A 12,927-nucleotide genomic window follows, 5' to 3' on the forward strand; every position below is an offset into this window, starting at 1 on the left:
TAATATATAGCTTGGTAGCTTTTTGGATAATGGTTTCGTGTACGAATCTCGAATCAGAGATGTACAATGTAATTAATCCGAATATCTTTCCTAAAACAGAAGAAGATGCAGAAGCTTTGGTGACTTCGGCGGCATATACTCCTTTTAATTCTTACCATCTTTTTTATGTCGCATGGACCGGAGTACAGATTACCACTGACATGACAACAGATATCGGTGATTGCCAATGGAATGATTCTTATTGGCCGGATATTCTAAATGTAAACTTTACGGCTAACTCTTCTGGGTTGAACCAATACTATAAGTATGTTCGTGATATTAGTAAAATGACATTGACGTTAGACCGTATTGCGGATATTTCAATGAATGATGAAAAGAAGGTGCAATTGAATGCTGAATTACATTGTGCTCGTGGTTGGTTGGCTTACTTGTTGTACGATTTGTATGGACCTATCCAAATTGCTTCTTTGGAAGAATTGGAAAATACTGGAACTGAAATTATTATTCCCAGGAAGACAAAAGAAGAAACGGTTTTATTTATTGAAACAGAGTTGAGAGCAGCTTTGGAGCTACCTGCGAGTTATGTGCCCAGTGACCCTAATTATGGACGTTTTACCCGAGGATTAGCATATACTATTTTGATGAAGTTGTATATGCACGAGAAAGATTGGGATAAGGCGGAAGTTTGCGCACGTGAGTTAATGAAACCTGAATATGGCTATAAATTAGTACCACAATATAAAGACATTTTCACGTTAGAAAATGAAAAAAATGCAGAAACGATTTGGGCTTGCCAATGCGATCCTGCAGTGAATACACAGATGTGGCTGGCACATGTTCTTTCAAGTGAGGTACCGACAACGAATCCTAATATTCAGAAATGGGGTGGCTTTCGTATGACTTGGTCGTTTTATGATACATTCGAGCCTATTGATAAACGTTTAGAAAAAGTGACTGCCGATTTCATCGGGTTAGATGGAGTACATTATAATAAAGAAAATAGAGGAACTGTTTTATTAAAAGGTGCTCTTCCCATTAAATATGGAGAAGATCCGATTGCTACTGGGGCTGAGAGTCAGATTGACTGGATCGTTTATCGTTATGCTGATGTTTTGACTTCGCTTTCTGAAATTATTGTTCGTAAAAATAATGCTGTTACACAAGAAGCTGTTGATTTATTGAATACCGTGCGTGAACGCGCCGGATTAAAATTATATGTACTGAGTGATTTTACAGATGTACAAGATTTCTTAGATAAATGGCTGTTGGAACGGGGACATGAATTTTGGTTTGAAGGTCTTCGTCGTACGGACTTGATACGCCATGGTAAATACATTGAATTTGCGCGTAAGTATAAAGATTCACAAACAGCTGAAGATTATATGACTTTAATGCCATTACCGCAATCAGTAATTAACGAGGGGAAAGGAAAGATTATTCAGAACCCCGGGTATTAATAATAGAGATAATTGCATACATTATGATTTATATGAAAAAACTTTTGCAGGCTCTTCTATTTGCCGGCTTTTTACCTTTATCAGCGCAAACCGTAGTGAAAAATTCCAATTGGGAATGGCATATCACTCAAGATGGTTATACAGATAAGCTTATTTTTAAAGAGAAAGGAGGTAGCGATACGATTCCGTTTTTTAAAAACCAAAAAAATGATGGCCCATGTTTTTATATCAGAATGGATGGACAAGATACACGTGGAAAGTGGATACCTGATGGTGAACAATATACTTTCCGTACGGCTATCGACGGTGTAGAATGTCGTATATTGTATCATGTCTGGAACCACCAGCCAGCTATGACGGTAACTATGATCAATAACGGTAATGTTCCTTTTCAGCCTGATAGAGCTGGACTTAAGCTGGGCATTGATACTTATATGGATAAATACCCCGATTGGTTTGGAAAATATTTTCCGACATTAATGCGTAACGAGAAAACACATTTTTATGGATATCTGCAAACTCCGAAAGAGCATACATTGGCATTGGTATCTCCTCATCCAATAGCTTCGTGGAGTGTAGATTATAATTTAGGGTATATGGATCCTAAACCATTTTGGTTTATGGGACATCGTATTGAATCACTTAATCTGGATTTAATTAATGCCCTGCCTTTACCCGAAAGGAATCCACAGAATCTGTGGCAGTTGAAACAAGGTGAATCTAAGACATGGACAATTGCTTTTGTTAATATTCGTACGTTGGATAATTTGGAAACTGCACTTAATAAAGTAGCTCGTATTCCATTGATTCAGATGGAACAAACTGCTTATAGGCCTGGAGAAGAGGCCCAGTTTGAAGTGATAGGAGAAAAACCAATAGTTAAGGTTACGGATGATAAAGGAAACCAGGTTCTTGTAACTTTGACAAAAAAGGCAGTTGGACGTTATTTGGCTAAAGTTGTACTACCTACTGTTGGCTTGTATCAGGCTACTGTGATTGATGGTGATAAGGAATCTGAGGCAGTTTTGACGGCTCATGCCACTTGGCGTTGGACCTTGGAACAAGCACGTAAAGCGACAATGAAATACCATCAGAAAGCAACCTCACATGCGGAAAGTTGGTATGGATTTTATTCAGCTTTTATTGCCGGTAGATATTTTCCTGATTCAAGTATAGATGAGGCTGTGGCTAAACGATTTGACTTTCTGTACGATTTACTACATGATAAAAAGGAGGTGAAGCCATTGTATTATGGTTCTCGTATTCAGAATACTTCTACTACGATTGGAATGTTAGTTGATAAGTATGAAGCTGAAGGAAAAATGGAAGATTTAGAGAAGGCTTCTTTGTTGGCTGATTGGCTGATTGACCATTGGCAGCGTGAAGATGGAGCTTATGTTAACAGGCATACAGTATATACAAGCGTTATTTATGTTGCTAAAAGTATTTTAGAGCTAACTTTAGCAGAGCAGAAACTTGCGGAGAAAGATAGTCGCTGGAAGTCAGCTGCTGAAAGACATTATAATTCAGCCAAATGTGCTATTGATCAGTTAGTTCATTCACGTGGTGACTTTCAGACTGAAGGTGAAATGACTTTTGAAGATGGCATGATTTCTTGTTCTGCGCTTCAAATCGGTATGTTAGCATTGATGCAGAAAGACGAAACATTACGAAAATATTATGCAGATGCTATGCTTGAGATTCTGAAAAGTCATTCATGTTTAACTCAACTTCGAGTTCCTGATGGGCGTCGTCGTGGGGGGACTATGCGCTATTGGGAAGCTCAATATGATGTGGAAATGCTACCTAATATGTTTAACTCTCCTCATGGTTGGAGTGGTTGGAGAGGTTATGCTACTTATTATGCTTATTTGTTGACCGGGGATGAAGAGTGGTTGAAACAGACATTCAATGCAATGGGTGCCTTTTCTAATTTGATAGACTATAAAAATGGTGATTTACGCTGGGCTTTTGTGGTAGACCCTTATGTACAAGCTGTTCAGGCGTGTAGCCATGATACGCGTTTTACGGCCGATTCGTTAAGTTTTGGTAATCCTCAGCCGCGTTTATATGATACTCGGAAATTAATTATTGGCGAACAATATGTTAATATGATTAGTGACTGGCAGACGATTAACTCTCAGGATAATGATGTGCACGAACTGTTTAAGTGTATTGGTGAGACGGTACTGACTAATGCTTTTGTGATAGAACGTCCAAATGGTGAGGTGGTTGGATATAATTGTCGTGTATCCGGAAAAGGTAATACACTGACAGTAAAGGCAGATGAAAAACAAATCGTGAATCTGCATTGTAACTTGAAACAACCGTTCTCTGTGACTTTTGGTGGCAAATCCCGCTCTTTACCCAAAGGATACTGTGATTGGGCCTTTGGGCAATCCGGTTATTAATTATTCGATAACTTTCATTGATCCCCTGTATTCATAAAACGAGATGTGTGATATGTTTCGTTTTATGAATATAGGGGATGTTTTTTGAAGAAACTGTTTTTATGAGAAACTTTGGCTTACTCATAGGAATACTTATCTTTGCATAGAATGAAATAACACTAACAGAAACACAAAATGAGACATTTATTTTTATTGGCAGTGCTTTTGTATGCCTGCACTTCTTACGCACAGATTCGTGTGCAAGAGCGACTTTCGGAGGGGGAGACCAGCTTTGTTTTGACTACTCCTGAGTTACAAGCCAAAATTTATTATGATGTAAATGATGAACTTGTCATCAAAAAATCGGCAGAGTTATTTGCTTTTGACGTTGAAAGAGTGACCGGCCGAAAGCCTGAGTTAATCCAAAAGCGTGAAAGAGCGAACTTCCTGGTTATTGTCGGAACTATTGAAAAGAATAAATGGATTCAGGAGTTGGCGCAAAAGGGGAAAATCGATATACGCCCGTTGCAAGGGGCTTGGGAACGATATCTGATTCAAACGATCGACAAACCTTATCCGGGGGTGGATAAAGCCCTGGTCATAGCCGGGAGTGATCGGAGGGGAGCTGCTTATGGTTTGTTTTCCATCTCCGAGATGATAGGGGTGTCTCCTTGGTATTGGTGGGCCGATGTTCCAATAAAAAAGCATGAAGCACTGTATATTGATGCTCCGGCCACTTACTCTAAAACTCCTTCGGTGAAATATAGAGGTATTTTCTTGAATGATGAAGACTGGGGGTTGAAGCCCTGGGCAGCTAAAACCTTTGAGAAAGAACGTGGTAATATAGGTCCCCGTACCTACGCGAAGATTTGCGAGTTGTTGCTGCGTTTGAAAGCTAACCACCTGGCTCCAGCCATGCATCCTGTATCCACGGCATTTTACCGGATTCCTGAGAATAAACTGGTAGCCGATACATTCGCCATTGTCATGGGGTCCAGTCATTGTGAACCTCTATTGTTAAATACAGCCAGTGAGTGGCATAGTGAGACGATGGGGCCGTGGGATTATAACGCTAACAAGAATAAGATTAACGAAATATTAAGCAATCGTGTGAAGGAAATTTGCACTTACGAGAATGTATATACATTAGCTTTAAGGGGATTACATGACGCCGCCATGGGAGGTGGCAATGTGCCGATGAAAGAGAAGGTAAAGATGCTGGAGAGTGCATTGAAGGATCAGCGGAATCTGATAGCCCAACATATTAATAAGCCTGTCGAAACCATTCCCCAGGCATTTACTCCCTATAAAGAGGTATTGGATATTTATTCGAATGGTCTGGAGCTGCCGGAAGATGTCACTATTATTTGGGCAGATGATAACTTTGGTTACATGAAACGGCTGAGTGGCCCGCAGGAACAAAAGCGTGCGGGACGTGCGGGGGTATATTATCACCTTTCCTACCTTGGAGTACCCCATAGCTATTTATGGTTTAGCACCACTCCTCCGGCATTGATGTATGAAGAACTTCGCAAAGCGTATGATACTACAGCTGATTGTATTTGGTTGGCGAATTGCGGAGACCTGAAAGGTTCCGAGGTACAAGTTTCGTTTTTTCTCGATATGGCTTATGATATTGAGCAGTTTAACGAAAAAAATGTGCATACCTATCCTGCCCGTTGGTTGGCAAAGATGTTTGGAGAACAATATTACAATACGTTGGAGGATATTACCTGTTCGCATATAAACCTGGCTTTTTCCAGAAAACCTGAATATATGGGTTGGGGATATTGGAATAATTATTGGGGTGGAGGAGAAAAACGTACTGATACAGAATTTTCTTTTACGAATTATGAAGAGGCTGGGAAACGTCTGGCAGAGTACCGGCGTATCGGTAAAAAGGCAGAAGATATGCTGGTTACATTAGAAGAGGCGGCCAGACCCGCACTGTACCAACTGCTGTATTATCCGGTAAAAGGCGCTGAATTGATGAATCGAATGAATATGACAGGGCAACTGTACCGACAGTATGTGCGTCAGAAACGTGCCGCTGCCAATAATCTGAAAAGCGAAGTAGAATGTTGTCACGATAGTTTAGAGGTTATTACCGATAGGTATAATTCTCTCTTGAATGGTAAGTGGAAATACATGATGTCTCTAAGACAAAATTATGATGGAAGTAGTTCTTATTTTATGCTTCCCTTGATGGAGGAATGCTATATGCCGGCAGGTGATCCGAAATTAGCTGTTCAGGCCGAAAGCGAACAACTGGACCGGGGAGGTTTCAGTTGTCATGTTTTACCTACGTTCAACACGTATTCCCGTAAAAGTCACTGGATCGATATTTATAATCAAGGAGGTGGAAAATTGGCTTGGAAATCGGTAGCCTCTGACGAATGGATTGTTTTGTCCTGTCAATCGGGCATTACTTCTACGGAGGATCGGATCCGGGTATCTATCGACTGGGATAAAGTCCCCGTAGGGGAGAAGGTCACAGGAGGGATAGAGTTCTCTACCGGGATGCAGAAAGAGCGTGTGTTTGTATCTGTATTCAATCCGATGGTTCCGGCACGGGATGAGTTACAGGGACTTTTTGTGGAAGAAAATGGTTATGTATCTCTGCCTGCTACTGACTTTCACCGTAAATTTGAGAGTAATGACATTAAGATGCACATACTGCCAGGATTGGGTTTCGAAGGCTCTGCCTTGCAAATAGGCAGTCCGACAGCTCCGTTACAGATGTACCGATCGGGTGAGGTCCCCAGGGTAGAATATGATTTCTATACTTTCAATGCAGGGATAGTTGATGTGTATACCTATGTACTACCAACTTTTCCTTTACATGCTGAGCGGGATTACAAACTACCGGAGCATACCAATTCGGATACAAAATACAGTGTCCGTATTGACGATGGCTCTATTTCCACCCCATCTACTTCGGCCATAGAGTACTCGCAGATCTGGTATGATAGTGTATTGAAGAATTGCAGGGTGAACAAATCAACCCTTTATGTAAAAGCTCCCGGCAAGCATACCTTGCAGATTCGTTGTGGAGATCCCGGAACAGTGATTCAGAAAATAGTAATTGATATGGGCGGTCTCAAAAGATCATATTTGGGACCTGAAAGTACTCTTTACCGTTGATATTATTTTTAATTAACATTCTTGGATGCAGGCTTTTCGGAATTGTTTTATTTCTATAAATAGAGAGAACCTATTTTGAATGTCTAATGAAAATGAAATCTATTATGAAAGTCTGTTCATTCTTGAATAAAGGAGTTATAATTGCGATGGCGGTTGTTTGTTCTGCCGGTTTACAGTCTTGTCTGGATGACAATGATAAGTACTATTATGTAGGAGGATTTCCTAATGCTCTTGTAACAGTGAAAAACGCGACTGATGGTTCATGCTTTTTACAGTTGAATGATAGCACGACATTATTGCCTACTAATATGACCTCTTCTCCTTTTGGCGAGAAAGAAGTAAGGGCATTGGTGAATTATGATGAATTGGATGAATCAGGTGGAAAATATGATAAGGCCATACAGGTGAACTGGATAGATAGTATTCTGACCAAATCGATTGCACCTGATCGGGGGACGGAAAATGATGTTGTATATGGCACGGATCCAGTCGAAATTGTGAATGACTGGGTGACTATTGCAGAAGATGGTTATTTGACTCTACGTTTCAGAACAACGTGGGGAGACTATCATAAAGCCCATTTCGTAAATTTATTGTTAAGCCAGAATCCGGAGAATCCTTATGAGGTAGAATTCCGTCATCATGCGTACGGAGACACATATGGTACGATGGGAGATGGTCTGGTCGCTTTTAAACTGGATGGCCTGCCGGATACAAATGGTAAAACAGTCAAATTAAAACTAAAATGGAAATCATTTACCGGCGATAAATCTGCAGAGTTTGATTATTGCACTCAAAAGTCCGTTACACCAGTTAATGCAGCAATCACATCGGTAAGGAGTAATTTGAACTTAAAATAACTTCTCAAGCCCCAAAAGGTTACGTTTCTGTGAATCTTGATTGGAGCATACGGCTTGCCGGGATCTGAAAATAGATAGGAGCGTAGCCCTTTTCTATTAACATTGTTAATGCCTTTTTCAGAACGTTTTTTTCTATTTGCAGAGAAGAAGTCTTTTGTGCACAAAAGACTTCTTCTTTATTATCAAAAGAGGGTGTCCGAAAAGGGTACCCTCTTTTTTTATGTAAAAGTCCGAACTTTCCCAAGCTCGGACTTTTTAATTTGCTCTAAAATGTTTATCTTAGAGCATGTTAATCGATAGTGCAAATATACAATTTAAGGAGTATTCTCAAGGTATGGATTCCTTATTTCCTTGCCGTCTTGATGAAAATATTTCTTCGGATGCTCCGGTCCGGCTTGTCAACCAGATTGTTGATAAGCTTGACATCAGTCCGTTGTTATCTACTTATAAGGGTGGTGGTTGTCCTGCTTATTATCCCCGCATGCTTTTGAAAGTGTTGTTCTTCGCCTACCTGAACAATGTGTACTCTTGTCGTAAGATAGCACGTCTACTTCAGGAGAACATCCTTTACATGTGGCTTTCGGGCAAGTCCACTCCCGACTTCCGTACCATCAATGATTTCCGCAGCAAGCGTTTGAAGAGTTGTATCCACAGTTTGTTCACTCAGATTGTGCTCATGCTTGTTGAGTTGGGATATATCAGCCTGGAAAAACAATATATCGACGGGACCAAGATGGAGTCGGCAGCCAACCGTTATACTTTCGTCTGGCGCAAAAGTGTGGAAAAGTATAAGGATCGTCTGGAAAATAAGATTCAATGTATACTTTCTCAAATTGATGAGGGTATTCTCGGTGACAACACCGCTCCTGGAGAATCAACTCTTCCTATTGACAGCCATGCTCTGAAAGAAAAAATAGATGCCATTAATCTGGAGAACCGCAATAAACGTGAACTTCGTCAGATTAAAAAGCTTAATGAGGAGTACTTACCTAAGCTGCAGGAATATGAGAAACACTTGGAAATAATGGGGGAAAGAAACAGCTATTCCAAAACAGATCCTGATGCGACTTTTATGCGCATGAAAGAAGACCACATGAGGAACGGTCAGCTTAAACCGGGATATAATCTACAGATATCCACGGAAAACCAGTTCATAACAAACTATGCTTTCTATCACAATCCGGGTGATACGTTGACGTTGATTTCATTTCTATTGTATGGCCGGATGAGATACTGCCGGTTCATGAAAGAGGTTTGTGCGGATGCCGGATATGGAAGTGAGGAAAATTATGAGTTTATGGAACGCTTCGGTATAAGCGCTTATGTGAAATATAATTATTTTCATATGGAACAAACAAAAAAATGGAAATGTGACATCTCCAAACAAGATAATTTGTATTATAACGAACCGGAAGATTACTTTGTATGTCCGATGGGACAGTATATGAAATTTGCCTACACGATAAAGGCTGTCAATGATAATGGATATGAAAGTGAAATAAGTGTTTACCGTGCTAAGAACTGTCAGGGATGTCCCCTACAAAATAAATGTCACAAAGGGAGAGGAAACAGGGAGATCAAGGTGAATCATAAATTAAGGCGGTACAAGCAACTGGCACGTGAGAAACTCACTTCATCAAAAGGGCTTGAACATAGGAGCAAAAGACCGGTGGAGGTGGAAGCGGTCTTCGGGCAAATAAAATGGAATAAAGAGTACAAGAGGTTCAGGCATAAAGGCTTGGAGAAGATTGTCATGGACTTTGGAATATTGGCTATTGCATTTAACATCGGAAAAATGATCTGCAAGCAGAAAAAGGCTAAGAAAGGGAGGGATGGAAAGGATTATAAGACTGATAAAGGGAGAAAATTGAGTTTCATGAGGGGCATTTTTATAAGTTGTTGGATAAATCACAAAAAAAGAAAAAAGTTAGAGGGTACCCTTTTCGGACACCCTCTTTTGCAGGAATGTAACTAATGCTTATAATTACTTGATTTTTAATCTTATGGAGTAATGTCAGAACTTTTACTCCCCAATTTTCTCCTATAAGGTTTAGCGGGGATATTTGTTATTTTAATAAGTATATGTGCTTTGATAAAAAAAAAGTAGGTGGTTAAACCTTTCGATAAGATTGTTTGTTCAGACTTCCTGTATTTACCTCGTTTCAGTAAATAGACTTACATAGTTGAAGCATTATCATTTTTCCTTGTTGATAGCCTGTTTGAAGTAATGGTTAATAGAATGAATGTAAACTTGTAATCAATTGAAGCTTATTTTGTTATCCTGTTGATAACTTTAGTGGATACCTGTTAATAACCTTGTTGATAACTGAGTGGAATGTATGAGGGGAGCAGCGTGTCGGGCAATAAAAAAGCGCCCAAGAGTGGAAGCCTCCTAAACGCTAATTTTCTTTTGGTAGCGGGACCCGGGATTGAACCGGGGACCTCATGATTATGAATCATGCGCTCTAACCAGCTGAGCTATCCCGCCATTGTTTCTCGATTGCGGGTGCAAAGATAGAGCCTTTTTTTTAATCTCCAAAACATTTTCTATCTTTTTTGTGTTTAACTTAAAAAAAACATCTCTGAAAGTATGATGAACAGGCTATTTCTGACTCTGAAAGAAGAGATGTAATGAAGAAAGTGAATTAATTATGCCTTGTATTTAGAAAAAAGTATTTATCTTGGCACACACAATCAATAATAAAGCTATGAAAAAGGAGAAAATACATTTGGAATATCTTCTGAATGCGACTTCTAAAAATATTCTTTGGTCAGCAATAAGCACACCTACCGGTTTGGAGGACTGGTTTGCAGACAAAGTAGTATCAGATGATAAAACAGTGACTTTTTGTTGGGGTAAAACCGAACAGCGTCAGGCAACTATTGTTGCCATTCGGGCCTATTCGTTTATTCGTTTCCATTGGCTTGATGACGAAAATGAAAGGGAGTATTTTGAAATAAAAATGAGTAATAATGAATTGACGGGCGATTATGTGCTTGAAATTAGTGACTTTTCTGATCCGGAAGAGGTTGATGATTTGAAGGAATTGTGGGATTCCCAAGTGAGTAAGTTACGTAGAACATGCGGTTTTTAGTTAACTTTCAACCAAAAATTTTTTGCACTCCTTTTTTTGTGCTAATTTTGTATCTTAATTGCATGAAACTATTAAGATGCTACGCATAAAAAGATTAGATATTTTTATAATAAAGAGTTTCTTATTACTCTTTGTCGGTACATTTTTCATCTGCCTCTTCATCTTCATGATGCAGTTTTTGTGGAAGTATGTAGACGAATTGGTGGGAAAAGGGTTAGAAATGAGTGTACTGGCTCAATTCTTCTTTTATTCTGCGTTGAGTCTGGTACCGATGTCTCTGCCTTTGGCAGTGTTGTTGGCTTCTTTAATTACGTTTGGTAATTTTGGCGAGCGTTTTGAGTTGCTCGCCATGAAGGCAGCAGGCATTTCGCTGCTTAAAATTATGCGTCCGCTCATTGTCCTTGTCTTCGCCATTTGTTGTGTATCCTTCTATTTCCAAAATGTCATAGGGCCGCGGGCACAAGCCAAGTTGGGCACTTTGCTCATTTCGATGAAGCAGAAATCTCCTGAGGTAGATATTCCCGAAGGAGTTTTTTATGATGAAATTGATGGGTATAATTTGAAAGTGCAAAGAAAAGACCGTAAGACGGGCATGCTCTACGATGTAATTATTTATGATTTCTCCAATAACTTTGATAATGCACGTATTATTGTAGCCGATTCGGGACGTCTGGAGATGACAGCCGATAAGCAGCATCTTTATCTACATCTGTACAGCGGTGAGATGTTTGAGAATCTGAAGGCACAGAGCATGAGTTCGAAGAATGTTCCTTATCGCCGGGAATCTTTCCGGGAGAAACATACGATCATTCAGTTCGATTCGGACTTTAATATGGCTGATGCCAGTATTATGAGCAATCAGTCTACCACCAAAGATATGATAAAAATACAGACTTCCATCGACTCGATGACTGTATTGGCCGATAGTATCGGCAGGCAGTATTACATTGAAGCAAGTAAGGGGCCGTATCGCACTGCGGCCGGACTGACCAAGGAAGATACCCTGAAGATGGAGGAAGCGCGCATTGGCGATTACAATGTGGATAGTCTGTTTAAAGTTGCTACCTTGATGAATAAGCAGAAGATCATAGCTTCAGCCGTTGGCCGTACGGAGAATCTGTCGAGTGATTGGGGGTTTAAGAGCTTTACAATGGCTCAGAATGATCTTAGCATACGAAGACATAAAATAGAATGGCATCGGAAAATCACAATTTCTCTTTCCTGTCTCTTATTTTTCTTTATTGGCGCACCTTTGGGAGGCATTATCCGCAAAGGTGGATTGGGTATGCCGGTTATTGTTTCCGTGTTTACCTTTATCATTTATTATATTATTGATAATACAGGCTATAAAATGGCTCGCGACGGGAAGTGGATTGTATGGATGGGGATGTGGATGAGTTCCGCCATTCTGGCTCCGCTGGGATATTTCCTGACTTATAAATCGAATAAAGATTCTGTGGTATTGAATACTGATGTTTATATTGCTTGGTTTAAGCGAGTATTCGGTGTGCGCAGTGTCCGCCATCTGTCAAAGAAGGAGGTGATTATTCATGATCCAGATTATCGGCGCCTTCCCTCTGATCTGGATGCACTTTCGGAGGAGTGTAAAAACTATATGGAAAAGAACCGGTTGTCTAAAGCTCCTAATTATTTTAGTTTGTGGATGACTGCCGGTCAGGATCAGGAGATCATTGCGATTAACAACCGCATGGAGTCATTGGTAGATGAGATGTCCAATACCCGTTCGTTGATATTGCTTCAGAAGCTGGAGAAATATCCGATTATCCCTGTAAACGCACATGTGCGTCCGTTCCATAATTATTGGCTTAATATGGCAATTGGAATTTTGATGCCTATCGGTTTATTTTTCTATTTCCGTATCTGGGCTTTCCGTATACGCCTGAATAAGGATATGGAACGGATAATTGCATTGAACCGGGATGTAGAACTTACAATAAAGGATATTAATAACAAAAATTAA

The 12,927-nt window shown here is 39.9% G+C and carries 7 protein-coding genes and 1 tRNA gene; 7 read left to right on the forward strand and 1 reads right to left on the reverse strand.

What is annotated here, in order from left to right; genetic code table 11:
• Positions 1 to 29: 29 nt before the first annotated feature.
• The 5 genes from DBK98_RS07120 to DBK98_RS07140 all read left to right on the forward strand — a co-directional run bounded on the left by DBK98_RS07120 (position 30) and on the right by DBK98_RS07140 (position 9,826).
• On the forward strand, positions 30 to 1,457 hold the full coding sequence (locus tag DBK98_RS07120) for a RagB/SusD family nutrient uptake outer membrane protein (RefSeq protein ID WP_050503223.1): 1,428 nt from the start codon (positions 30 to 32) through the stop codon (positions 1,455 to 1,457).
• A 26-nt stretch (positions 1,458 to 1,483) separates the two neighbouring features.
• Positions 1,484 to 3,868 carry a hypothetical protein gene (locus tag DBK98_RS07125; RefSeq protein ID WP_370539149.1) on the forward strand — a complete coding sequence of 795 codons (2,385 nt, stop codon included), beginning with the start codon at positions 1,484 to 1,486 and terminating at the stop codon, positions 3,866 to 3,868.
• A 174-nt stretch (positions 3,869 to 4,042) separates the two neighbouring features.
• Positions 4,043 to 6,991: a glycosyl hydrolase 115 family protein gene (locus tag DBK98_RS07130; RefSeq protein WP_032536843.1), complete on the forward strand. Its 2,949-nt coding sequence runs from the start codon at positions 4,043 to 4,045 to the stop codon at positions 6,989 to 6,991.
• Positions 6,992 to 7,095: 104 nt separating this feature from the next.
• Positions 7,096 to 7,851 carry a NigD-like protein gene (locus DBK98_RS07135; RefSeq protein ID WP_005778786.1) on the forward strand — a complete coding sequence of 252 codons (756 nt, stop codon included), beginning with the start codon at positions 7,096 to 7,098 and terminating at the stop codon, positions 7,849 to 7,851.
• Between the two features lie 286 nt (positions 7,852 to 8,137).
• Positions 8,138 to 9,826, forward strand: coding sequence for an IS1182 family transposase (locus tag DBK98_RS07140; protein ID WP_187143820.1), 1,689 nt, complete (start codon positions 8,138 to 8,140; stop codon positions 9,824 to 9,826).
• Between the two features lie 436 nt (positions 9,827 to 10,262).
• On the opposite strand, the gene DBK98_RS07145 is transcribed toward DBK98_RS07140, so the two are convergent.
• A tRNA-Met gene (locus tag DBK98_RS07145) sits at positions 10,263 to 10,339 on the reverse strand.
• A gap of 220 nt (positions 10,340 to 10,559) precedes the next feature.
• Between DBK98_RS07145 and DBK98_RS07150 the strand changes: the two genes are divergently transcribed.
• Both DBK98_RS07150 and DBK98_RS07155 read left to right on the forward strand, forming a co-directional pair.
• A complete protein-coding gene (locus DBK98_RS07150) occupies positions 10,560 to 10,946 on the forward strand; it encodes an START-like domain-containing protein (protein WP_005778656.1) in 387 nt (128 codons plus the stop codon).
• A 76-nt stretch (positions 10,947 to 11,022) separates the two neighbouring features.
• Positions 11,023 to 12,927, forward strand: a complete 1,905-nt coding sequence (locus DBK98_RS07155) for an LptF/LptG family permease (RefSeq protein ID WP_032536844.1) — start codon at positions 11,023 to 11,025, stop codon at positions 12,925 to 12,927.

This window comes from Bacteroides sp. PHL 2737, from assembly GCF_004115325.2.
GTDB classification, from domain to species: domain Bacteria; phylum Bacteroidota; class Bacteroidia; order Bacteroidales; family Bacteroidaceae; genus Bacteroides; species Bacteroides hominis.

What these genes read in the sequence shown, in the direction of transcription:
- DBK98_RS07120 (WP_050503223.1), top strand. Translation starts at nt 30, where the DNA reads ATGGTTTCGTGTACGAATCTCGAATCAGAGATGTACAATGTAATTAAT.
- DBK98_RS07130 (WP_032536843.1), top strand. Translation starts at nt 4,043, where the DNA reads ATGAGACATTTATTTTTATTGGCAGTGCTTTTGTATGCCTGCACTTCT.
- DBK98_RS07135 (WP_005778786.1), top strand. Translation starts at nt 7,096, where the DNA reads ATGAAAGTCTGTTCATTCTTGAATAAAGGAGTTATAATTGCGATGGCG.
- DBK98_RS07140 (WP_187143820.1), top strand. Translation starts at nt 8,138, where the DNA reads ATGTTAATCGATAGTGCAAATATACAATTTAAGGAGTATTCTCAAGGT.
- DBK98_RS07150 (WP_005778656.1), top strand. Translation starts at nt 10,560, where the DNA reads ATGAAAAAGGAGAAAATACATTTGGAATATCTTCTGAATGCGACTTCT.
- DBK98_RS07155 (WP_032536844.1), top strand. Translation starts at nt 11,023, where the DNA reads ATGCTACGCATAAAAAGATTAGATATTTTTATAATAAAGAGTTTCTTA.